The following is a 25,204-nucleotide window of genomic DNA, read 5'->3' as shown; positions in this document are numbered from 1 at the left end:
CAAATGAAAAAAATTTTACTCGCCTTAATACTTTTATTCTCATTTCAATTATCTGTTGCCCAAAACCAGAATGAGAAATTATCTGTAACTTTTACAAACGAAACACTTGAAAACGTAATCAAAAAAATTGAATCTGCGTCTTCTTATAAGTTTTACTTTGATCCAACCTGGATTAATTCAAATAAAGACTTGATTTCAGGAACTTATACTGATGTAAAAATCGAAGATCTGTTAAACAAAATCTTAAGTAAAACCGATTTGAATTTTATCGTTTTACAAAAGAAAGTAATCTTGACACTTAACAGCACAATACATGACGATTTACCATCTAATTATTTTGTCGATGCTCCTATAGAAACACCTAGTAACAATCTAAATCAGACTGAAAATCCTGTATTTTATCAGCAATATGACTCTTTAAATAGTTATAGTGTTACAAAAAAAGCTTCTGTAATTTTCATTGGAAAAGAAAATAAAGATTCGGCTAAAAGAAATTTCGCGGTTTCAGGTACCATTAAAAATGAAGAAACAGGTAAACCTGAAGCGAATATCTTTATCAAAGTTAGAGGTAAAAACATTAGTACGTCAAGTGATCCTGACGGAAAATATACTTTACAGCTTCCGAGAGGAATAAATGTTATTGAAATTAAATCTTTGAGCCACAAAGAAGTTGTAAGAACTTTAATGGTTTATGATGATGGAACATTTAATGTCGATATTAACGAGAAATCGAATCAACTAGACGAAGTTGTAGTTAAAAAGAAAGGTCAAAAAACTACTGAAACAGCAATTTCAGGCTTAGTTTCTATTGATATTGAAGGAATTAAAAATGTTCCTCTGATTCTTGGAGAAAGAGACATCTTGAAAGTAGCAACAACTTTTCCGGGTATCAAAACAACTGGAGAAGGTTCTGCCGGATTTAGTGTTCGAGGAGGAAAAGAAGATCAGAACTTAATTCTTTTGGACAACGCGGTACTTTACAATCCGCAACACTTCTTAGGCTTTTTCTCTGCTATTAACCCTTACACGGCAAAAAAAGCAGATATTTATAAAGGAAGTATTCCTGCCGATTTTGGAGGAAGATTATCTTCTGTTTTTGATATTACAACAAAAAATGGAAATCCGGAAAAGTTTTCTGGAGAAGGTGCCATCGGACCAATTACTTCGAATCTTACGCTTAGTATGCCAATCGAAAAAAACAAATCTAGTATTATCGTAGGTGGTCGTGCAACATATTCAGACTGGATTTTAAAAGCATTGGATAATGAAGATTTAAAAAACAGTCAGGCAAGTTTCTATGACGGAATCATTAAATACAACAATGCTATTAACAGCAACAACAATTTAGAAGCAACAGCTTATTATAGCCATGACAAATTCAGTCTTGGTACCGATTCTATTTACAAGTACAGCAACAGACTTGCGTCATTAAAATGGGATCATACATTTAACAAAAAAAGCAAATCGGCTTTGATTTTCACGAATAGTGAATACAAATTCAATATCGATTATGATTCAGTTGATCCAAATGCATTTGAATTTGGATACAAAGTAAATGAATCTCAATTGCAGTATAAATTAAGTTATCAGCTTACGCCAAAGCATACTTTATCATACGGTCTGGCAAGTAAACTTTATAATATTTCACCAGGATATCAACATCCTACAAAACCAGAAGCAACCTTAATTTCGACTGATATTGAAAAAGAGAGAGCATTAGAATCGGCCCTTTATTTGGCAGACAGTTATAAGCTGAATGACAAATGGCTCATCGATTTAGGTTTACGATATTCTTTCTATGCTTCTTTAGGCGAAGCAAATGTAAACAGTTATATGCCAGGCGTACCTTTAAGCGATGAAACTGTAACCGGAACAACGCATTACAAAAAGAACGAAGTGGTAAAAACATACGGCGGACTAGAGCCTCGTTTTGCAGCTAGGTATTTTATTACTGAAGATTTTTCGGTAAAAGCGGGTTATGATATGACACGTCAATACATTCACCTTTTGTCAAGTAATGTGACACAATCGCCAACAGATACATGGAAATTATCTGATTCGAATGTTGCGCCGCAAAGTGCTCAGCAAGTTTCCTTAGGGCTTTTCAAAAACCTGAAAGATGAGGAATATGAAATTAGCTTGGAAGGATATTATAAAAAAATGAAAAACATCCTTGATTACAAAGTTGGTGCTCAGCTTTTATTAAACGAAAATGTTGAAACCGAATTGCTTCAAGGTGAAGGAAAAGCATACGGAGTTGAATTGTTATTAAAGAAAACTACAGGAAGACTTAACGGTTGGATTGGATACACGTATTCTCGTACTTTAATCAAACTTGATAGTCAGTTTAGTTCAGAAACTGTAAATAATGGTAATTTCTTTCCGGCAAATTTTGATAAACCACATGATTTAAGTGCTATTTTAAATTATAAATTTACAAGACGTTACAGTCTTTCGACTAACTTCTTATATCAAACGGGAAGACCAATTACATATCCTATTGGAACATTCCAATATGGAAATGCAGAATACACTTTATATAGTGACCGAAATGCTTATAGAATTCCAGATTACATCCGTTTAGATATTGGAGTAAATATTGAAGGAAATCACAAAATAAAAAAATTAGCGCACAGCTTCTGGAACATTTCTATTTATAATGTATTAGGAAGAAACAACCCTTATTCAATTTATTTTGTAACTGAACCTGATGGAAAAATAAAAGGATACAAAACTTCTATTTTCTCTATACCTGTACCTAGTATCACTTATAATTTTAAATTCTAATTTAAAAAGTAACGCTTTGAAAGACTTTAATTTAAAAAACATTATTCTTTTTCTGGGTCTGGCTGTTACATTTAATAGCTGTACAGAACCTTTTCCTCTAATTACTAATAATTATGAAGAGGCTTTGGTGGTTGATGCGACAATTACAAACGAACTGAAAAACCAGGTAATCAAATTAACTAAAACAAGTAGATTTGAAGATGAAGGAGTTACGATAGAAACCGGAGCTGAAGTTTATATAACAGATGATACAGGCACTAAATATGAATTTGAAGAAAATGATGATAAATATTCTTCATTAGTAGAATTTCAGGCTGTAGCAGGCAAAAAATACCAATTGCATGTTAATACACGCGACGGCAGATCTTTTGAATCTTCTCCGGAAACACTTACGACTGTAAATCCCATGGAAAGTGTAACTGCAGCTGCCGAAACAAAGGATGATATATTAGGAATAGGCATTCGAATTAAAAGTTTTGATGCCAGTGGAAAATCAACTTATTACAGATTCGAATACGAAGAAACCTATAAAGTTGTTGCTCCTAAATGGGTAAACACAAAAGCAACATTGGGACCTGATGGTAATCTGATATTTTCTCAGAATACAACTGATACCAAAATTTGTTATGGCGGTAAAAAGAGCTCTGATCTGATGCTCGCAAATAATAATGATCTATCTGAAGATCGTATTAATTACCTGATTCGCTTTATTAATTCACAGGATTATATCACAACAACAAGATATAGTATTTTGGTAAGGCAGTATGTAGAATCTTTAAATGCTTATACCTATTATAATACTTTAAAGAAAATGTCGAGTTCTGAAAGTATTTTATCACCAAATCAACCAGGACTTTTGGTTGGGAATGTAAAATCAATAAAAAATCCCGGCAACAAAGTCGTAGGTTATTTTGATGTAGCTTCGGTTTCAACAGAAAGGATTTATTTTAATCATGAAGATATATTCCCACATAAGCCATCACCGCCTTATGTTACAGATTGTACGCAATTTTGTTATGGAGATGAAACCCAGATCCCTGAACCTTGTACACATGCACTTCCTTATACAGATGACTTGGTCTTAAGAAAAATAACATACTTTTTAACTGGTGGTTTCTATTATTGGGTAGAAGCACCATGCGGAGATTGCACAACAATTGCATCAAGTATAAAACCGCCATTTTGGACCGATTAAAAAGTCCTTCATTATTGAAAATAAAAAAAACGATCAAGTAAAATATAAGCAGTGAAAATTCATAAAACAAAAAATATAATCCTTCTTGCTTTTCTGTCTCTATTCTTAAATGGATGTACAGAAACCTATCCGCTATTAACCAATACATATGAAGAAGCAGTCGTAATTGAAGCCACTTTAACAAATGAGTTGAAGACACAAGAAATAAAAGTAACCAAAACTTCCAGATTCGAAGATGATGGAGTTCAAAGCGAGACTGGTGCAAAAGTTAGTGTAAAAGACGATCAAAATAATGAATATTTATTCGTAGAAAATGCCGGCACATACAAATCTCAGGCACCTTTTCAGGTAGTCGCAAACAGACAATATACGTTGCAGGTTACTACAAAAGACGGAAAAATCTATCAATCGGCTACTCAAGTCTTAACAACTGTAAACCCAATTGAAAGTGTTGTTCCAGCGCTTGCAACGAATAAAGAAGGAGAAACTGGCGTTCAAATTACTGTAAACAGTTTTGACCCAACCAGTACTTCAAAATATTATCGATACGAATATGAGGAAACTTATAAAATTGTAGCGCCAAGATGGTCTTCTTTAAAAATTATAACCACAGGTCCACAATCTGTTGCATTAATAAATAATGACCCAAACACCAAAACTTGTTATTCGACAAAAAATTCACTTGATATTATTTTAGCAAATACAAATGACCTAAAAGAAGATCGTGTTGCTTTGCCAATTCGATTTATTGAGGAGGATAATTTTATCATTGGTCACCGTTACAGCATTTTGGTTAAGCAGTATATAGAAAATTTAGATTCTTACACTTTCCATAAAACATTGAAAGAAATGTCTGGATCTTCGAGTATTTTATCTCCAAAACAGCCTGGACTTATAGCAGGAAACATCAAATGTATAAATGATTCGAATGCAAAAGTAATTGGCTTTTTTAATATCGCTTCTTATTCAGAAATGAGAATCTTTTTTAACTATCAAGACTTTTTCCCAAATAAACCTGCTCCTTATTTCAACACCTGCGAAGACGTTCCGTTTTTGTTCTGCTTTGGCGGAATTGACTGCGAGGGAGAAACTATGATTTATAATATTAATCGAAATTTAATGACATACCTTTCAAACAGCGCATTAAATTATAAACTTGTAGACAGCGAATGCGGAGACTGTACAACTTTTTCATCTAACATAAAACCACCATTTTGGACAGAATAAAACAACTTATTGTATTGCTTGTATTTATAAATACACAATTCAGCAGCGCTCAAGAAAACATTTCATTAGACGAAACTGTTTTCATTCATTCAAACGCTACAACTTTTGTTTCAGGAGAGACAATGTTGTACAAAGTTTATTGTTTAAAAATATCAGACAAAACACCAAGCAATATTAGTAAAGTTGCTTATGTTGAACTTGTCGATAATACCAAAAAATCTGTTTTTAAGACTAAAGTTTTCTTAGAAAACGGAAATGGACAAGGCGATTACTTTTTCCCTACAACATTAAAAACAGGGAATTATAAGCTTATTGGTTACACCAACTGGATGCTTAACAGACCAATTACCGAATTATTCCAAATGGATATTAATATTATCAATCCTTATAAAGTAACGGAAAAGGTTGATGCAGAAAATCTATTGGCAAATGCTTCAAACCAAGCAACAGAAAACAGTTTGAAAAATGAAAATTTAGTATTAAAACTAAACAAAACGACTTTTACAAATCGTGAATTAGTTGATTTGAAAGTACAGTCTTCAAATAAAAATTTTCAAGATGGAAACTATTCTCTTTCTGTGAGAAAGGTGGATAATATCCCCGCTAAAAATCAAATCTCTGCGGTTAAATTTGCTGCATCAGGTTCTTATCCAACTGCTCTGAATGTACAAGATCAGAATACTAAAATAATTCTGCCGGAAATTCGAGGCGAAATTATCTCAGGAAAAATTACAGCAAAAAACAATAGTGACAAAGTTGGTAATATTTCAGTAGGATTGTCGATTCCTGGAAAGTCATTTGCTTTTAAAGTAGTAGAAACAGATGATAACGGAAATTTTATCTTTAACATCAATGAAGCATTCTATTCTCCAAACATAATTATTCAGATTATAAATGAAAAAGCCAATAATTATGATCTTGTAATCGATAATGCTCCCGAAATTGATTATGCTAATGTATCTTTTGACAAGAACACTAATTTATCTTATACCATAAAAGAGAATTTGTTAGAAAGATCAATTTCAAGTCAAATTGAAAATGCCTATTTCCATAAAAAAGCAGATAATATCGAGAAAGCCCCATCTTATGATGCGTTCTATTATCCGATTGCAAAAGAATACATTCTTGATGATTATACCCGATTTAAAACTTTAAAAGAAACAACAACAGAAGTTGTAGTTGACGTTTATCACAAACAGAAAGATGACAAATTATATCTTCACGTAAACGATCCGTCAATTTTTCCGCAACTTCCGGATCCAGCATTAGTTTTAGTCGACGGTTTGTATCTGGAGAATCAAAACGATCTTCTAAACTACAGCATGAAAAGTGTTTACAAAATTGAAGTTATTATTGGTCGTTATTATGTTGGATCAAAATCATTTAATGGTTTAATTAGTTTTACCACTTTTGACAAAGATTTCAAAAGTACTCAAAGTGGTTCCTGGATTGCAAAACCAACGGTTCTAAGACCACAGCCAAAAAAGGTTTACAACAAAGTAAAGTATGAAAACACAGCTGATAACGCAAGAATTCCTGATTACAGAAATCAATTATTCTGGACTCCTGAATTAGACACAAAATCAGCAACTTCTTTTTATACTTCTGATCTTTCGGGAACTTTCGAAGTTAGACTTGAAGGTTTTACTAAAGATGGAATTCCTGTTTCTCTAAAAGAAAACATAGAAGTAAAAAATACAACTTCAAATTAAAATTAACTACACTAAATAACGTAAACCTGCCTACTCAAATAGGCAGGTTTTTTTATTTTAAAAATATTTTTAAATTATTTTTAAAACAATTGTAACTTTTTTGATACTTCGTACGTATAACCATTTGTACACTTAAAAATTGAGGAGACAAAAACATGAGACAACTTAAAATCACCAAGCAGGTAACTAATCGTGAAACTGCATCGTTAGATAAATATCTACAAGAAATCGGAAAAGTTGACCTAATTACCGCTGATGAAGAGGTAGAATTAGCACAAAGAATTAAAGCAGGTGATCAAAGAGCATTAGAAAAATTAACAAAAGCCAACCTACGTTTCGTTGTATCGGTTGCTAAACAATATCAAAATCAAGGATTAACTCTTCCTGACTTAATTAATGAAGGAAACTTAGGTCTTATCAAAGCTGCACAACGTTTTGATGAAACTCGTGGATTCAAATTTATCTCATATGCCGTTTGGTGGATTCGTCAATCGATTCTTCAGGCATTAGCAGAACAATCTCGTATTGTTCGTTTACCTTTAAACAAAATTGGTTCTATCAATAAAATCAACAAAATGTATGCTTTATTAGAGCAATCTAACGAGCGTCCACCTTCTGCTGAAGAAATTGCAAAAGAACTTGACATGACTGTAAATGACGTAAAAGAGTCTATGAAAAACTCTGGTCGTCACCTATCTATGGATGCACCTCTTGTTGAAGGAGAAGATTCTAATCTTTATGACGTTTTACGTTCTGGAGAATCTCCAAACCCAGACAGAGAATTAATTCACGAATCTTTACGTACTGAAATCGAGCGTTCATTAGAAACATTGACTCCAAGAGAGGCTGATGTAGTTCGTTTGTATTTTGGTCTTGGCGACCAACACCCAATGACTTTAGAAGAAATTGGAGAAACTTTCGACTTAACTCGTGAGCGTGTACGTCAGATTAAAGAAAAAGCAATCCGCAGATTGAAACACACTTCTAGAAGTAAAATCCTTAAAACATACTTAGGATAAACAATATTTGTTTCAGGTTTAAAGTTTCAGGTTGTTTTTGTAACTTGAAGCATGAAACATGAAACCTTGTAAAGCAAACAACAGTTTGATTGACTGTTCGTTTTTTGATTGATGATTGAAACTCCGGCTGATTACCGGAGTTTTTTATTTTTATCTTTTTTTTAAACCACAGAGTACACAAAGATTTTTCGCAAAGTTCGCAAAGAAAATTATAATGGTTATTCTCTAAGTATTCAAAAGACCTCAAAGCTTTGTGTACTCTGTGGTTAAAAAAAATTATCTTTGCAAAAAAACTACACACAACTACAAAATGAAAAATACACTTATTGCTCCTTCTGTTCTTGCAGCAGATTTTGCTAATCTACAGCGTGATGTCGAAATGATCAACAACAGTCAGGCTGATTGGTTTCATATCGATATTATGGATGGCGTTTTTGTTCCGAATATTTCTTTTGGAATGCCCGTTTTAGAAGCAATTTCTAAGCATGCAAAAAAAACAATTGATGTGCATTTGATGATTGTTGATCCAGATCGCTACATTAAAACTTTTGCCGATTTAGGAGCGAATAATCTAACGGTACATTACGAAGCCTGTACACATTTACACCGAACTTTACAAGCTATTAAAGCCGAAGGAATGAAAGCCGGAGTTGCTATTAATCCGCATACGAATATCGATTTATTAGAAGATGTTATCAATGACATTGATCTAGTTTGCATTATGAGCGTTAATCCAGGTTTTGGAGGTCAATCATTTATTGAGAATACCTATGCAAAAGTTCAAAAATTAAAAGCTCTTATTACACGTAAAAATGCTTCAACTTTAATTGAAATTGACGGTGGTGTAACAAGCAAAAATGCAAAACAATTAGTAGAAGCCGGAGCCGATGTTTTAGTTGCGGGAAGCTTTGTCTTTAAAGCCGAGAATCCAACTCAAACTATTGAGGAATTAAAAGTTCTGACTGCTTTTTAAGTTTTTCAGATTCGGAAAAAAATCAATTCCGGTCATTTTTTCTAAAGTTTCAATAGAAACAACGAAATCATAAATCGATTTGTTACTGTCTTCATTCGGAACCAAAAAAGCAATTGCTTTATGCTCTTTTCCGGATTTAGCCAAAACAATTTTATAAAAATATTTAGGGACAGCAACATTTTCTGTCCCTATTTTTTTGTCTGAATCTTTCAGAATTCCACCTGTTACCACATAAATATCATTGTATTTTCCTGCCCAATAACGTGTTTTTTGCTCAATTCTATTCCAGATTCCGCTATTGAAATCGTGCTTTTGAGGCGAAATATTTGAAGTATAGAAAGTATCATTATACGCGTCTTTGTTAAACTCCATATCTCCAGCCGGACAAAGATGGCCTTTGTCATATCCTGAATTTTTATAATTCCTCCAGTCTGCAGAACCTGTAGTCACTTTTGGATCCTCAATAAAATACGGACGTTTGTAATCGTTATTTTTTAAATTTTCTTTTTTTAATTCGTAAGCAACCCATTCTGCCTGTTCGAATTTTTCATTATAGGAAAGCGTATAATATTTATGCTTTACAATTTGCCCTGTAGTTGAAGTTGGTAAATACGAAACCGTATACAAAGAATCTACAGCATTTTGAGCCGAAACCGAAGTAAAAGACGCAGGTTTTTCCTGAACCACTTCTTCTTTTTTTGAATTCTCTTTTTTACAAGAAAACAGTACAAAACCAATCAAAATCAAAACAATATAATTCTTCATCTTTAAACTTTATTACGAATTAAACTTACAAAAAAATGCTCCATAAATAATATATCTATGGAGCATTTTAATAACAAATTAATTCTCTTTTTGAATTAAGATTTTACCAGTTTATCCTTTTTCATTTTAGGAGCAACTGCATTTTTTGCATAACCTTTAGTCTGCAAATCATCTAAAACATTTAAAGCTTCTTCTACATAAACATCTTTAGATAATGCTTGGTGCCAAGCCTCTCTTTTTTCTTTTAATGTAGCATCATTATTCATTTCAAGTTCTTCATAAGGCAAAGATTTAAAAACCAGATTGTTTTTGTAATCTGCAATTGGTTTGTATTTTTTACCTTCATTTTCAACCTGTTCCTGAGTCGCTTTAAAGTTTTTGATATTCAAACTATAAGTATTCTCTTTATTTTTAACATCAATCCATTTCGCGTTATCTTCAATCAGTTTAAACTGATCATTATTTGCGATTCTGGTTTTACTGTTTGCAATTGCCTGATTGAATTTTTCGTTTGAATTCCATGTGCTGTAATCAGCTGGATCAATTTTATCCCATGGCATTGCGTTATCAATATCACGCTCACCCATTTTTAAGTAAGCATAACGATCCGGCATTACAACGTCACTATGAACTCCTTCTAATTGTGTAGAACCACCATTGATTCTATAGAATTTTTGACCTGTAATTTTCAAAGCTCCAAGATCACCATAATTGGCATTTCGTACAAACTGATTTAAATCAAGAACATTTTGTACAGTTCCTTTTCCGTAAGTTTGTTTACTTCCAATGATAACACCACGTTTGTAATCCTGAATTGCAGCAGCCAAAATTTCTGAAGCCGAAGCCGAGAAACTGTTTACCATAATTACTAACGGTCCGTCCCACTCGATTTTTTTATCTTTATCGTATAAAACTTCTTTCTTTTTACCAGCAGATTTCACCTGAACAATTGGCCCTTCTTCAATAAACAAACCTGCGATATCAACAACTGTAGAAAGAGATCCTCCACCGTCATCACGAACATCAAGTACAATTCCGTTTACATCTTCTTTTTTCAGTCTCTCAACTTCTAGAGCAATATCTTTTCCGGCATCACGGCCATCTTTATTTTCAAAATCAATGTAGAATTTAGGCAAATAAATAACTCCGTATTTCAAACCATTCTTTTCTACAATACTAGATTTAGCATACGTTTCTTCAATTTCAACTACATCTCTAATAATTGAAATTACTTTAATTGTTCCGTCAACTTTTTTAACTGTAAGCTTAACTTCAGTTCCTTTGTGACCTTTAATTTTTTTCACAACATCATCAAGACGCATTCCTACAACATCCACTGGCTCTTCGTTTCCTTGTGCCACTTTCAAAATCATATCACCCGCTTCAAGTTCTTTACCTTTCCAAGCTGGACCTCCTGAGATCAATTCATCAATTTGAGTAAAGTCGTTTTTCTTCGTTAAACGAGCTCCAATTCCTTCTAATTTCCCACTGATATTAACATCAAAACGATCTTTATCTTCAGGAGCAAAATAACTTGTATGAGGATCAAAACGTGTCATAATTGAGTTTACATATACAGAAAACCAATCTTCCTTATTTAGATCTTTCATTAAACCGAAAGTATCATCCAACGATTTTAAAGAGCTGTCACGAGTTTCTTTTTCTAATGTCTCAAAAGATTTTTCTTTATAAGCAGGATCTTTTTTCTTTTTATCCTCTTCAATTTTTTGTTTTGTTACAAGAGATGAAAGTGTAGATAATTTAATTTGTTTTCTCCATCTTTCATTGATTTCAGTAGCGTTTTTAGCGTACGGAAGATTTTCGTAATCGGCATTAAAAGTCTCATCAACAGTATAGTTGAAAGGCTGAGCTAAAATAGTTTTATAACGTTTTTTGCTTTCTTCCATACGTTTCATTAATCTGGTATAAGTCAGGTTAAAAAACGTAAGATCTTTGTTCAAAAACTGATCGTCCAATTGCAGCTCATATTGCTTAAATTCATCAATATCAGACTGCAGGAAAAACCTTTTTGAAGGATCCAGTGCATCGATATAATCTTTAAAAATCCCTTTAGAAAATTCATCGTTTATTTCAGCCGGACTGTAGTGTCCTTTTTCAATAACAAATGCCAGTAATTCTAAAAGTGTTTTGTCTCTATTTGGGTCCGGATCTATAGACTTATCAGCGTTTAATTTAAACGCAAACAAGGTCAATGATAAGCATAATACGGCTATAAGTATTTTATAATTTCTTTTCATAAACTTAATAATAGCATTCATCAAATTTTTTAATCTAAGTTACTGCAAAACTATGCCAACAAAGCCAAGTTGAATATAATTTTTTGTTAAAGATATAAAAATGTTTTTTGTTCAAAAACCCTTTAAGATTTAGTTTACAATTTTTATTTATTTGTTAGTATTCTACCAAAATCTGTTGCTACATTTGCCTAAAGAAGCCTTAATTTTGACAAAACAAAAAATCCCAACACCACATGAAAGATGAAAAACCACTAATATTAGTAACCAACGATGATGGAATTCTTGCTCCGGGAATCAGGGCATTAATAAGTGTAATGGAAACTATTGGTGAAGTTGTCGTTGTCGCTCCGGACAAACCTCAGAGCGCCATGGGGCATGCCATAACAATAAATAACACCTTATTTTTGGATAAAATTTCGAAAGAAGATGACACTGTTACCGAATATAGCTGCTCCGGAACGCCTGTTGATTGCGTAAAACTAGCCGTAAATGAGATTTTAAGAAGAAAACCAGATCTTTGCGTTTCGGGAATAAATCACGGCTCAAACTCTTCGATCAATGTCATTTATTCGGGAACTATGAGCGCCGCTGTCGAAGCCGGAATTGAAGGAATTCAGGCAATAGGATTTTCTCTTTTGGACTTTGACTGGAATGCCGATTTTGAACCAATCAAATCTTTCGTAAAAAAAATAACACTTGAAACCCTTGCCAATAAATTACCTGCTGGCGTCGTTTTAAATGTAAATTTTCCGAAACTAAAAGAAAATGAAATAAAAGGAATAAAAATTTGCCGTCAAGCGAAAGCGTATTACGCACAGAAATTTGACAAACGACAAACCCCTTTCGGAAAAGACTATTATTGGCTTACCGGAAAATTTACTAATGAAGATAAAGGTGAAGATACTGATGAATGGGCTTTGGAAAACGGATATATTTCTGTTGTTCCCGTTCAGTTTGATTTAACCGCACATCATTCAATGCAACAACTTAACACCTGGAAATTAAATGAATAAATTAGACATCCTGATTGGTTTTATTCTCGGAATCATTACTTCCCTTATCGGAAGTTATCTTTTTATAAAATTATTTACCTCATTCGATATTTCAAACGGTCTTCAAACCATAAAACAATACGGATATTTAGGAAAAGTAATTACTTTAGGAACTGTTTTAGACCTTCTTTTATTTTTGTTTCTGCTAAAGAGGAACAAAGAAATAATGGCTCGAGGAGTTGTTTTTGCTGTGATTGTATTAGCAATTTCAACTTTATTTATTTAAATCCTATCTTTGTTCTTGCAAAAATGCTGCGTTTCAAAACACAGCACATTTTAAAAAATTCAATATGAAATACTACATAATAGCTGGCGAAGCTTCCGGAGATTTACATGGTTCTAACTTAATGAAAGCTTTGTATGAAGAAGATCCTCAAGCTGAAATCAGATTTTGGGGAGGTGATTTAATGCAAAAAGCGGGCGGAACTTTAGTTAAACACTATCGCGATTTAGCTTTTATGGGATTTGTTGAAGTTATCTTCAACCTGAAAACCATTTTGAATAATATTAAAATTTGCAAAAAAGATATTTCTGAATTCAAGCCGGATGTTTTAATCTTTATTGACTATCCGGGCTTCAATATGCGTATTGCAAAATGGGCTAAAGCTTTAAATTATAGAACACACTATTATATTTCGCCACAAATTTGGGCGTGGAAAGAAAACAGAATCACAGCGATAAAGCACGACATCGACAAGATGTTTGTAATTCTTCCTTTCGAAAAAGGTTTTTACGAAGACAAACATCAATTTCCTGTTGATTTTGTTGGCCATCCGTTAATTGATGCCATTCAGAATCAGCCGCCATTTGACGAAGCTGTTTTTAGAAAAGAAAATCAATTGGGAGAAAAACCTATTATCGCTCTTTTACCAGGAAGCCGCAAACAGGAAATCACAAAGATGCTGAGTGTTATGCTAAGTGTAGTTGATGATTTTCAGGACTATGAATTTGTAATTGCCGGCGCTCCAAGTCAGGATTATGAATTTTATCAGCAGTTTATAAAAACACAAAATATTGCATTTGTTTCTAATAAAACTTACGATTTACTTCGTTCTTCAACAGCAGCTTTAGTAACTTCTGGGACCGCTACATTAGAAACAGCTCTTTTTAAAGTTCCCGAAGTGGTATGCTACAAAGGAAGTTCTATTTCTTATCAAATTGCAAAACGCATTATAACTTTAAAATATATTTCTTTGGTCAATTTAATTATGGATCAGGAAGTTGTAACCGAATTGATTCAGAACGAATGCAATAGCAAACGAATTAAGGAAGAACTTCAAAAATTACTAGAACCTCATTACCGCGAAAAACTGCTAAAAAATTACGATATTTTAGAAGCAAAATTAGGAGGAGTTGGCGCCAGTAAAAAAACCGCAAAACTAATCGTAGCCGACCTTAAACAAGCTTAATTTTTAGATTTTGAAACGAATAATCATTTTACTTCTTCTTGCCATCAGTTTTACTTCTTGTAAATCTGGTTCAAGCGCTGTAAGCAAAAAAGAAAGTAAAAAAGAAAACAGATATATTGTCAATCATTTAATCGAAACCGCAACCGATAATGTCGGCGTACGTTATAAGGCAGGAGGAACTACGAAAAACGGTTTCGACTGCTCTGGATTGGTTTATACTACTTTTGAAACCGAAAACATAAAATTACCCCGAAGCTCATTTGAACAGGCAAAAATTGGTGCAATAATACCACTAAAAGAAGCTCAAAAAGGCGATTTGATTTTCTTTAAAACCAATAAAAGCAAACAAATCAATCATGTTGGCCTTATTACAGAGGTAAATTCTTCCGAGATTAAATTTGTTCATTCTTCCACTTCAAAAGGCGTAATTATTTCCTCTACAAAAGAGCCTTATTATCAAAATTCATTTGTGCAGATCAACAGAATAATCGAGTAAAATTTATTATTTTTCTTACAAAATTTAATACTTTTGATTTATGAAAGTATTCGATTTTCCGTTGGTTAAAATTACGATTTGGTTTCTTATTGGTATTTTGGTTTTCTATTATGCTCCAATTAATATTGTAATTTCCATTTTTGCTTTCGTAATAGGAATAGTTGCATTTTTTATACTTTACCTATTAGCGAAAAGAAACAAAAAAACTATTCCACTTTTTGGAGTAACCACTTATTTTATTTCATTTTTTATCGGAGGATTAACGCTACTTCTTCACACAGATTCATTTCAAAAAACAAATTATATACATTGCGAAAAAGCCTTCCAATCTGCACAACAAATAACTTTTACGTTACGCGAAAAACTTAAAAGCAACACCTATAATGACCGATATACTGCAATAATTAATAATATCAATGGTACAAATTATTCCGGAAAAATTATAGTAAACATCTCAAAAGACAGCTTACAACCTCTTATAATTGGAAACATCTTAAAAGCTGAAACTAAATTAATTTCAAACGCTCCAAGTAAAAATCCCAACCAATTTGATTACAGTAAATACTTATCTGACAGACAAATATTTACTCAGATTTATGTCGACAAATCTCAAATCAGCATCAATAAAAATATCAAAAAAGATATTTGGTATTATTCAGATTGTTTACATCAACGGATAATTTTAAATCTTAAAAAAGCACATTTTAATGACGCCGAAATGAATGTTGCACTTGCTCTGATTTTAGGACAACAACAAGAAATCTCAAGCGAAATTATTCAGGATTATCAATATTCGGGAGCAACACATATTTTATCCGTTTCGGGATTACATGTCGGATTTATTATGTTGTTTATTAATTTTATTCTAAAACCAATTCCGAATACTAGAAAAGGTTCATTTATAAAACTTAGTTGTATAGTACTTGCTCTTACATTATTTGCAATAATTTCCGGATTGTCACCTTCTGTTTTACGATCTGTTGTTATGTTTTCCTTTGTCGCAACGGGAAATCATTTAAGAAGAAGCGGAAATATTTATCATACATTATTGGTTTCCATTTTTCTTATTTTGCTTTTTGAACCTTACTTTTTATTTGATGTTGGTTTTCAACTGAGTTATATTGCTTTGTTTTTCATTCTTTGGCTACAGCCGCTTCTAAATAAAATATGGGCGCCAAAAAACAAATTTCTAAATTATATCTGGAATGCGTTGACAGTTTCATTTGCTGCACAAATAGGTGCTTTTCCGCTTTGTTTGTATTACTTTCATCAGTTCCCAGGATTATTTTTTGTTACCAATATTGCAATAATTCCTGTTCTTGCTTTTATAATGATTGCAGGAATTATTGTAATGATTTTAGCTACTTTTATAACTCCGCCACAAATAATAATCAATGTTTTCGAAAAAAGTATTTATCTGCTCAACTACATTATTCATTATGTTGCTTCATTTAAATCGTTTGTTATACTTGATATCAGTTTTAATTTTTACTACTTGATTAGTTTTTATCTTCTGATTATTATCGCTATAATTTGGTTTCTTAAACCAAATTTCAACAAACTTGTTTTGGTTTTAATTTCAATAATTCTTGTTCAGTTTTCATTTTTGTACACTAAAAGAGAAATTGAAAATCAAAATGAATTTATTGTTTATAACGCAAAGAAAAGAACAATCATCAGTTCAAGAACCGGGCAGAAAATAACGGTTTTTACAAATGATACTCTTCTTTTACACGGCACAAAAAACAACACATTAAACTCTTACTTAATTGGAAATTACAGCCATCTTGAGTCAGTAAAAAAAGTAGAAAATCTGTTATTTTATAATGGCAGAAAAATTTTCATAATTGATAGTACCGGAATATTTAGGGACAATATTCAGCCTGATATTTTAATACTGACTCAAAGCCCAAAACTAAATATGGATCGCGTATTAGAAACACTTCATCCGAGTATTGTAATTGCCGACGCGTCAAATTCAATTTCCATTCAAAAAAGATGGAAATTGACATGTAGCAAAAAAAAGATCCCTTTTCATGCAATTGCCGAAAAGGGATTCTACAAGATAAATTAAAATAAATTAATTTAAAACTTATCATTCGCTAGGATGCAAAAGCGCATTTGATTCTGCAATCCATGCTTTCGCGCCTCCGGGTTTATACGCTATTTTACCCAAGGCGCTAAAAGTTGTTTTGTTTTTTCGCATTGAAGCACTTGCAAAACAAACCTGAGGCAGTTCTTCAACTCCAAAAGCATTTTTTAGTTTGACATTTTGTTCTTTGTCACTATCAGACGCTGAATTGTCCGACAAATCCAGTTTTACCAGAATTACATTGTCTCGCGACCAAACCGCAAAATCGGGAGTTTTGAATATTTCGTTTTGAAGATTTTCCGGTACACCTGAGGCAGTGAATAGAATTAACATTGGTTTTCTTTGTTCATTACTTATTGCAATGGCATCAGTCATGTTTGTTCTCCAAACTAAATTATTCTGCGCCTGCATAAAAAACGAACCTAAAAAGAACAGTAGGATAAGTAGTTTTTTAATCATATTATATTGGTTTTGGTTAGATTATCGAAACGAAATTAACATTATATTTTAATTATCCAATTTTTATTAATACAAAAAGTATTGAATATGTTTTTTTACTAACAAAAAAATATCAAATATACAATTTCATCATAATTCGCAGGAAATTTTCTTACTAAACAAAAAAAAGCTCCTTGTACAAAATACACAAGGAGCTTTAATTAATATGATTTTTAAGTACTTACGACTTCTTCGGATTCACAATTCCATTAGCAACCGTTAGCCATGCAGCTGGACCACCAGCAACATATCCAGTTTGACCTAATCCTTTGAAATTTACTTTTCCTTCTTTTTCCTCTGCACTGGTGAAATATATTGTTGGAAATCCCTGAATCCCGAAAGCTTGTTGCAATTCATTATTCTGATTTTTCAATTCAGGAGTTTGCGGTGTTCTTCTCGGATAATCAAGCTCAACTAACACAACATTATCTGTCGCCCATTTTTTGAATTCTGCTGTCTTTAAAACTTCGTTCTGCAATCGAATACACCAACCACACCAGTCGCTTCCAGTAAAAAACATCAACATTGGTTTATGAGTAGTATTACTCACTGTTATTGCCTCTCTAACGTCCGTATACCATTTAAGTTCCTGCGCCTGAGAAGTAAAAGCTCCAATAAAAAATAAAGCGATCAAATAAAACTTTTTCATATTCTATATTTTTCAACAAATTTAAACAAAAAAGAAATCAGAAAAACAATCTCTATTTTACTTCTTGCATTAATTTTTTGATCAACGGCATCGCAATTATGAAAGCAACACCAGCCACTACTGCATAAATAGCTAATTGATAATAACCATCAGTATAGGCAATCAACTTAGACATTAAAGTAGTTCCCGTATTTGCATTTGACATTTCAGCTCCTAATTTACCAGCAGCAAATTGCCCAAACGCACTAGACAAGAACCATAATCCCATCATCATTCCAAACAATCTTTTAGGAGACAACTTAGTAATTACAGACATTCCGATTGGACCAATACACAATTCTCCAAGTGTATACAGAAGGTATCCTAAAGCAAAAACATCTAGAGAACTTAACCCGTCTTTATTAACAAAAAATCTTGCAGCATAAAAAATAAAGAATCCCGCCGCTAATAAAAGGAATGACAAACTAAATTTAATAATCGTATTTGGCTCAATTTTTCGCTTCGCCATATATATCCACAACAATCCAACAAGTGGACTAAAGATAATTACATACATCGAATTTATACTATTATTAACTACGTTTGGATCAATATTAAAAAACAACAAATTGCTTGATAAATTGTCTTTTGCAAATAATGACAGCGAACCTCCTGATTGCTCAGAAATAGCCATGAACATAAAATATGCAAAAATAAAGATAAAAGCTGCCAACAGCTTAAGTTGCTGTTTTCCTTCTTTAATCATTATTAATTCATATATAAAATATACTAATGCCAAAATCCCTATCGTATACATAAAATACTCTGTATAATCAGAATTTATAACCATTATGTAAACAAGCGGAATTACCAGTATAGAACCAGCATAAACTGCGATTTCGTAAAGACTGCGTTTTTTAGGCGTCTGTTTTTCTAATGGAGAATTTCCTATTGGAGCAAGATGCTTTTTAGTCAAAAGAAATGTTACAACCCCAATAACCATAACAATTGCAGCAGAAAGGAAGCATAAACTCCATGAATAATTTTTCCCTAAATAAATAGGAATAGCTCCTCCTAGCATTCCGCCAATATTTATTCCCGCATAAAACAATCCGTAACCTGCGTCACGGCGTGTGTCATTTTCATGATACAATTCACCTACCATTGAAGAAACATTTGGCTTAAAAAAACCTGTTCCAATAATAGAAAGTGTTATTCCGTAATAAAAGAAATCATGCGGATTTGCAGCAATAAGCAAATTCCCCAAAATCATAACGATTCCTCCAAAAAGAAGCGACTTTTTAAAACCTAAAACTTTATCAGCAAAAATTCCCCCAATAAATGTAAAAGCATAAACGAAAGCCTGTACAGCACCATATTGAAGATTTGCTTTTCCTTCAACCAAACCTAATTGGTCTACCATGAAAACTGCTAAAACCCCTCTCATTCCGTAGAAACAAAAACGTTCCCACATTTCAACCAAAAACAAATACCACAATTGTTTTGGGTATTTGCCTTCAAAATTTTGAATTTCTTCTAAACTTAAATTCTTTTCCATTATAAATTTTCTATTTTTTAAAAGTAGATAAATAAAAAACATCATCTTTCGGTATAATCCAAAAGATGATGTCTTGTTTTATTCTATCCAATTAAATTATCTAACACCGTGCATCATTTTTTTCAATAATGGAGTCAACGCAAACAATAAAACTGCCGCAACACCAGTAAGAACAACGAATACCATAAAGAATTCGTTTAAGTTATGAATTTCAAATCCAGCAAAAATTGGATTTTGAGCACTAATTTGATGTTTATCCAACAACGCTAATTGCTCAGCAGTTGGTGTAATTGTTTTATTTAATACCGCATGAAGATCGATTCCTAATTCTTTTGCTTTAGCAAATTTATCACCAGTAGCCGGCAAAATAGATCCTAAAGTACCTCCTAATGCATATCCTGAAGCATTAGACAAGAAAAATACTCCGTAAAGTAATGAAGCAAAACGTTTTGGAGATAATTTACCTACTAATGACAAACCAATTGGAGACAAACATAACTCGGCACACGTATTTAAGAAATATAATAAAATCAACCATTTAACTAATAACAACCCTGTTGTTCCAATGTAAGAAACCTGAGTTGCAATCATGAAGAAACTTATCGAGATAATTACTAATCCTGCAGCTAATTTTACTGGCGAAATAGGTTCTTTATCTCTAGCTCTCAAGAAATCCCAAAGAATACTAAACGGAACTGCCATTACCACAACAAACATTCCATTAAAAATCTGAACCATTGAAGGTGGCATATTATAACCAAAGAAATGACGATCCGTTTGGTTATCAGCAATAAAAGTTAATGAAGAACCAGCCTGTTCAAAAGCAGCCCAGAAGAAAATGATAAAGAACGAAACGATGTAAATAACAAAGATTCTATCTCTCTCCACTTTTGTCAAAGATGTATCTGAGATAATCAAACCTGCCAATGACAATCCACTAGAATAAATTAAGGTATAGATTAAATTCTGACCTACAACATAATGGAAAAAGAATCCTAAAGCAATAAAAGCAAGACCTGCAATTGTCAAAGATTTACCAGAAAAATTAGCTGTTTGCGCTTCTCCTTCTTCAAAATCTTCGGCAACATTTTTAGATGGTAAACCTCCTAATGGTCTTCCTTCAGGAGAAACCACATATTTATTTTTCAAAAAGTAGAAAAGAACTGTTCCAATAAGCATCGCAGCAGAAGCGGCCATGAAACCCCATCTAAAAGCATGGATATCTCTAATTCCGCCAGCATCTTTTACATCTCCTAACAAAGGACAAATTGACTGCCCAAGAAAAGCACCAATATTGATACCCATGTAGAAAATAGTAAATGCCGTATCTAATTTTGTTTTTTCCTGTTTAGGATACAAACTACCAACCATACTTGAAATGTTTGGTTTGAAAAATCCGTTACCAAAAACAATAACACCTAGCGCGGTATACATAATGGTTTTTGCTAAACCTAAGTTTGATTCAAAAACACTTCCACTTGTAAACAACAGCATTTGACCAATCGCCATCAGCAATCCTCCCAATAGGATACAATTTCTGTTTCCTAAGTAGCGGTCAGCAATAAATCCTCCCAACATTGGAGTTAAATAACAAAGTCCAAGGAAACCTCCATAAATTAATGAAGCTTCTTCTTCCTTCATCAATAATGAGTTCACAAGAAATAACGTCAATAAAGCACGCATTCCATAAAAATTGAATCTCTCCCACATCTCCGTTCCAAACAATACCCAAAGCCCTTTTGGATGCGCAGTTTTTACTTGAGTTTCTCCCATATTATTCCGTATTTGTTATTAGGTTATAAAGTTGTTTTATAGATTTTCTTTGATAAAGTTAGTCATTTTATTATATAGCTGAACTCTCGTTTTACCGCCGTAAATTCCGTGGTTTTTATCTGGATAGATTTGAGAATCAAATTGTTTATTTGCCTGAATCAAAGCTTCCATCATTTGCATAGAATTCTGTACATGTACATTATCATCACCAGAACCGTGAATCAATAAAAACTTACCTTTCAATTTGTCAACGTGATTTATAGGAGAGTTTTGGTCGTAACCACTTGCATTTTCCTGTGGAGTCTGCATGTATCTTTCCGTATAAACACTGTCATAAAATCTCCAGTTTGTAACCGGCGCTACAGCAATTGCCATTTTGAAAACGTCGTTTCCCTGAAAGATACAGTTTGAAGCCATAAAACCACCATAGCTCCATCCGAAGATTCCAATTCTTGAAGCATCAACATAAGGATAAGCTCCAATTACTTTTGCAGCGTCGATTTGATCTTCAACTTCAAATTTTCCTAATTCTTTCTGCGTTACTTTTTTGAAATCAGCACCTTTAAAACCAGTTCCTCTTCCATCAACACAAGCTACAATATAACCTTGTTGTGTAAGCGATAAAAACCAGTAATCATCGCTGTTATTCCAATCGTTGTTTACTTGCTGTGATCCTGGACCAGAATATTGGTACATGAAAACAGGATATTTTTTAGATGGATCAAAATCTTTTGGTTTTAAAATCCATGCATTCAATTCGTTTCCTTTTGCAGTTTTTAAAACGAAGAATTCTTTTGCAGGAAGATTATACGCTTTCAATTTATCAGCAAGAGCCTGATTGTTTTCGATAACCTGAATTTCTTTTCCTGATTTTGCCTCGTTTAAAGTATACGTTGTAGGCTGTAAATTACTTGAGAAAGTAGTAATAAAATATTGGAAATTAGGGCTGAAAGTCGCAGCACTTGTTCCCACTTTTGAAGTTAAACGTACTTTATTTTTTCCGTCTAAACCAATTCTGTAGATATCTCTGTTGATAGAACCATTTTCAGTAGACTGATAGAAAATAGTTTTTGTTTTTTCGTCGAAACCGTAGTAAGAAACAACTTCCCAGTTTCCTTTTGTAACCTGATTTTTAAGTTTTCCAGCTTTATCATAAACATAAATATGATTAAAACCGTCTTTTTCGCTTGTCCAGATAAAACTGTTGTCTTTCAAGAAAGTCAAATTATCAGTAATATCTACATAAGCTTTATCTTTTTCATTCAAAACAACTTTTGCAGCAGCTGTAGTTCCATCTACAAATAACAAATCAAGATTATCCTGATGACGGTTTAAAACCTGAGCAGACAACACATTGTTATCATTTGTCCATTGCATTCTCGCAATATAAAAATCATTATAATTTCCTAAATCAACTTTTTTAGTAGCATTTGCAGCAGCATCATAAATATGTAAAGAAACTACTGAATTTTTCTCTCCTGCTTTAGGATATTTAAAAGTTTCAATTGTTGGATATAAATCTTTCTTGAAAATTGACATTGAAAATTCTGGAACAGCACTTTCATCAAAACGAATGTAAGCTAGTTTTTTACTGTCTTTACTCCAGTCGAATGCACGTACAAAAGCAAACTCTTCTTCATAAACCCAGTCCGTAATACCATTGATCACAGCATTTTTCTTTCCATCTGTTGTAACTGCAGTAACTTTTTTAGATGCTACATCATATACATAAAGATTATTCTCTCTCGCATATGCAATTTTAGTTCCGTCAGGAGAAAAAGTTGGTTCTTGAATTTGAAAATCAACCAATTTTGCCAAAGATTTTGAAGCGATATCGTATAAGAAATAATCTGCTGTAAAAGAGTGACGGAAAATTTTGTTAGAATGAGAAGCAATTAAGATTTTTTTCTCTGAAGCATCAAAAGTATAGCTATCGATCCCGTCTGCAAGTGCTGAGTGGTTTTTCGTATCAATTAGATTTGATACTTTTTTAAGGGTTGCAAAATCATACAAATCAATCTGCATACTTCCATTTGCTTGATCAACATTTAAAACAGTGTATTGATTTGTGTTTTTTAAAGATTGCAGCTCATCCATCCCCTTTGCACGAAATGCGCCACCATAAATGTTCTCGACAGTTATTTTTTGTTGGCCAAAAACCGTTGCCACTAAAAATAAAAGTACAACAGTAATTTTACTTGTATTCATTAGAATTATTTTAAATATAAAAAGAGCCCAATTTTAGTAAAAAAAATAAACATAATACACATTTTAAGTGTTAAATGTTAAAAAAAATAACGATTGCGTAGTTTCATCTCGCAAATAGATTGCAAAGAAAACTCTTAAAATAGTATCTTTGCTCCAACAATATTATTTAATATACTGAGAATGAACAACGCTGTTGCCGGATTTTCTAAATTATCCAAAAAAGAAAAAATCAACTGGATTGCCAATGAATATTTTTCGACTCCTGAAGAAGCACTAAATATTATAAGAAATTACTGGAATTCAGACGAAAAGCTCCAACAACTGCATGACGAATTCATCGAAAATACCATTTCAAACCTATATATTCCACTAGGAGTTGCTCCTAATTTTTTGATAAACGGAAAATACAAAACTATTCCGATGGCAATTGAGGAAAGTTCTGTAGTTGCAGCGGCATCAAAAGCAGCAAAATTCTGGTCAACACGCGGAGGTTTTAAAACCACAATAATCAATACCGAAAAAATTGGCCAAGTGCATTTTACTTTTAATGGTGACGCCGAAAAATTACAATCTTTTTTTCAGGTTATAAAACCAAAATTTTTCTCTGAAACCCAAAGCATTACCAAAAACATGCAACAGCGCGGCGGCGGTATTTTGGATATTCAGCTGAAAGACAAAAGAAATTTACTTGAAAATTACTTTCAACTTCATGCCACATTTGAAACCAAAGACAGCATGGGTGCCAATTTTATCAATTCTTGTTTGGAACAATTTGCTTCTACATTAAAAGAGGAATTTCACAATGCTCAATTATTTTCTGCAGATGATAAGCTGGAAGTAATTATGAGTATTTTATCTAATTATGTACCGCATTGTCTTGTAAGAGCCGAAGTTTCTTGCCCAATTGAAGATTTATCCGAAAAACATATTACAAATCCTCATGAATTTGCGGAGCGTTTTGTTCAAGCTGTTCAAATTGCCGAAATTGAGCCATTCAGAGCCGTAACGCACAATAAAGGAATCATGAACGGCGTTGATGCTGTAGTTTTAGCAACTGGAAACGACTTTAGAGCTATCGAGGCCGGAGTTCACGCTTATGCTTCAAGAAATGGCCAATATTCAAGTTTGTCGCATGCAAAAATCGAAAACGGAATTTTTTCTTTTTGGATGGAAATTCCATTAGCTTTAGGAACAGTTGGCGGATTAACATCTTTGCATCCCTTGGTGAAATTGTGTTTAGAAATACTTCAAAAACCTTCAGCAACAGAATTAATGGAAATTACTGCTGTTGCCGGTCTGGCACAAAATTTTGCAGCATTGCGTTCCCTAACTACAACAGGAATTCAGGAAGGTCATATGAAAATGCACTTAAACAATATCATTAATCAGTTTGAAGCAACTGATGAAGAACGCCATTTAATAAAAACTCATTTTAAGAAAACTGCCGTTTCGCATAGCGCCGTAGTTGAGTTTATCGAAAATTTAAGAAAATAAAATAAGTAAAAAATTCCAAAAATTTAAGCCTCAAATAAAATTCCAAATCCCAACTAAAAT

19 protein-coding genes are annotated in these 25,204 nt (G+C 32.8%); 12 read left to right on the top strand and 7 right to left on the bottom strand.

The genetic code is table 11. The features are described 5' to 3' along the window. Positions 1 to 3: 3 nt before the first annotated feature. The 6 genes from BD847_RS10090 to rpe all read left to right on the top strand — a co-directional run bounded on the left by BD847_RS10090 (position 4) and on the right by rpe (position 8,913). The gene (locus BD847_RS10090; protein ID WP_115888138.1) at positions 4 to 2,787 is read left to right on the top strand and encodes a TonB-dependent receptor; all 2,784 of its coding nucleotides are present in this window, start codon (positions 4 to 6) and stop codon (positions 2,785 to 2,787) included. 16 nt (positions 2,788 to 2,803) lie between these two features. Then, positions 2,804 to 3,982 carry a DUF4249 domain-containing protein gene (locus BD847_RS10085; protein WP_115888137.1) on the top strand — a complete coding sequence of 393 codons (1,179 nt, stop codon included), beginning with the start codon at positions 2,804 to 2,806 and terminating at the stop codon, positions 3,980 to 3,982. A gap of 51 nt (positions 3,983 to 4,033) precedes the next feature. Then, positions 4,034 to 5,209 (top strand): DUF4249 domain-containing protein, encoded by a 1,176-nt coding sequence (locus BD847_RS10080; protein ID WP_115888136.1) that lies wholly within the window; start codon positions 4,034 to 4,036, stop codon positions 5,207 to 5,209. Further along, positions 5,197 to 6,921, top strand: coding sequence for a hypothetical protein (locus BD847_RS10075; protein WP_115888135.1), 1,725 nt, complete (start codon positions 5,197 to 5,199; stop codon positions 6,919 to 6,921). Before BD847_RS10080 ends, BD847_RS10075 begins: the two co-directional genes overlap by 13 nt. Before the next feature lie 155 nt (positions 6,922 to 7,076). Beyond that, on the top strand, positions 7,077 to 7,940 hold the full coding sequence (locus BD847_RS10070; protein WP_007804760.1) for a sigma-70 family RNA polymerase sigma factor: 864 nt from the start codon (positions 7,077 to 7,079) through the stop codon (positions 7,938 to 7,940). Between the two features lie 310 nt (positions 7,941 to 8,250). Then, positions 8,251 to 8,913 carry a ribulose-phosphate 3-epimerase gene (gene rpe / locus BD847_RS10065; protein WP_115888134.1) on the top strand — a complete coding sequence of 221 codons (663 nt, stop codon included), beginning with the start codon at positions 8,251 to 8,253 and terminating at the stop codon, positions 8,911 to 8,913. Here rpe and BD847_RS10060 read toward each other — a convergent pair. Both BD847_RS10060 and BD847_RS10055 read right to left on the bottom strand, forming a co-directional pair. After that, positions 8,890 to 9,678 carry a DNA/RNA non-specific endonuclease gene (locus BD847_RS10060; protein ID WP_115888133.1) on the bottom strand — a complete coding sequence of 263 codons (789 nt, stop codon included), beginning with the start codon at positions 9,676 to 9,678 and terminating at the stop codon, positions 8,890 to 8,892. The genes rpe and BD847_RS10060 overlap by 24 nt on opposite strands. A 95-nt stretch (positions 9,679 to 9,773) precedes the next feature. After that, positions 9,774 to 11,957 carry a carboxy terminal-processing peptidase gene (locus tag BD847_RS10055; protein WP_115888132.1) on the bottom strand — a complete coding sequence of 728 codons (2,184 nt, stop codon included), beginning with the start codon at positions 11,955 to 11,957 and terminating at the stop codon, positions 9,774 to 9,776. Between the two features lie 212 nt (positions 11,958 to 12,169). Between BD847_RS10055 and surE the strand changes: the two genes are divergently transcribed. The 5 genes from surE to BD847_RS10030 all read left to right on the top strand — a co-directional run bounded on the left by surE (position 12,170) and on the right by BD847_RS10030 (position 16,967). Beyond that, positions 12,170 to 12,949, top strand: a complete 780-nt coding sequence (surE, locus tag BD847_RS10050; RefSeq protein ID WP_115888131.1) for a 5'/3'-nucleotidase SurE — start codon at positions 12,170 to 12,172, stop codon at positions 12,947 to 12,949. Then, a complete protein-coding gene (locus BD847_RS10045; RefSeq protein ID WP_115888130.1) occupies positions 12,942 to 13,214 on the top strand; it encodes a hypothetical protein in 273 nt (90 codons plus the stop codon). The genes surE and BD847_RS10045 overlap by 8 nt, the downstream gene beginning before the upstream one ends. A gap of 64 nt (positions 13,215 to 13,278) precedes the next feature. Further along, complete coding sequence (gene lpxB / locus BD847_RS10040) at positions 13,279 to 14,397, top strand: lipid-A-disaccharide synthase (RefSeq protein ID WP_115888129.1); 1,119 nt, start codon at positions 13,279 to 13,281, stop codon at positions 14,395 to 14,397. 10 nt (positions 14,398 to 14,407) lie between these two features. Continuing rightward, positions 14,408 to 14,893, top strand: a complete 486-nt coding sequence (locus BD847_RS10035; RefSeq protein ID WP_115888128.1) for a C40 family peptidase — start codon at positions 14,408 to 14,410, stop codon at positions 14,891 to 14,893. A gap of 40 nt (positions 14,894 to 14,933) precedes the next feature. Beyond that, on the top strand, positions 14,934 to 16,967 hold the full coding sequence (locus BD847_RS10030) for a ComEC/Rec2 family competence protein (protein WP_115888127.1): 2,034 nt from the start codon (positions 14,934 to 14,936) through the stop codon (positions 16,965 to 16,967). 21 nt (positions 16,968 to 16,988) lie between these two features. Here BD847_RS10030 and BD847_RS10025 read toward each other — a convergent pair whose 3' ends face one another. The 5 genes from BD847_RS10025 to BD847_RS10005 all read right to left on the bottom strand — a co-directional run bounded on the left by BD847_RS10025 (position 16,989) and on the right by BD847_RS10005 (position 23,650). Continuing rightward, positions 16,989 to 17,444: a thioredoxin domain-containing protein gene (locus BD847_RS10025; protein WP_115888126.1), complete on the bottom strand. Its 456-nt coding sequence runs from the start codon at positions 17,442 to 17,444 to the stop codon at positions 16,989 to 16,991. A 220-nt stretch (positions 17,445 to 17,664) separates the two neighbouring features. Continuing rightward, entirely contained in the window at positions 17,665 to 18,132 is a 468-nt protein-coding gene (locus tag BD847_RS10020; protein ID WP_115888125.1) for a thioredoxin family protein, read from the bottom strand. 52 nt (positions 18,133 to 18,184) lie between these two features. Next, positions 18,185 to 19,669, bottom strand: a complete 1,485-nt coding sequence (locus BD847_RS10015) for a peptide MFS transporter (RefSeq protein ID WP_115888124.1) — start codon at positions 19,667 to 19,669, stop codon at positions 18,185 to 18,187. Between the two features lie 96 nt (positions 19,670 to 19,765). Beyond that, a complete protein-coding gene (locus BD847_RS10010; protein WP_115888123.1) occupies positions 19,766 to 21,442 on the bottom strand; it encodes a peptide MFS transporter in 1,677 nt (558 codons plus the stop codon). Between the two features lie 36 nt (positions 21,443 to 21,478). Further along, positions 21,479 to 23,650, bottom strand: a complete 2,172-nt coding sequence (locus BD847_RS10005; protein WP_115888122.1) for a S9 family peptidase — start codon at positions 23,648 to 23,650, stop codon at positions 21,479 to 21,481. Between the two features lie 180 nt (positions 23,651 to 23,830). Between BD847_RS10005 and BD847_RS10000 the strand changes: the two genes are divergently transcribed. Continuing rightward, positions 23,831 to 25,144 carry a hydroxymethylglutaryl-CoA reductase, degradative gene (locus tag BD847_RS10000; protein ID WP_115888121.1) on the top strand — a complete coding sequence of 438 codons (1,314 nt, stop codon included), beginning with the start codon at positions 23,831 to 23,833 and terminating at the stop codon, positions 25,142 to 25,144. Positions 25,145 to 25,204: the final 60 nt, after the last annotated feature.

It is taken from the genome of Flavobacterium cutihirudinis, from assembly GCF_003385895.1.
GTDB classification, from domain to species: domain Bacteria; phylum Bacteroidota; class Bacteroidia; order Flavobacteriales; family Flavobacteriaceae; genus Flavobacterium; species Flavobacterium cutihirudinis.
Note: the sequence above shows the minus strand (reverse complement) of the source record. Positions and strands in the feature narration are given on the sequence as shown.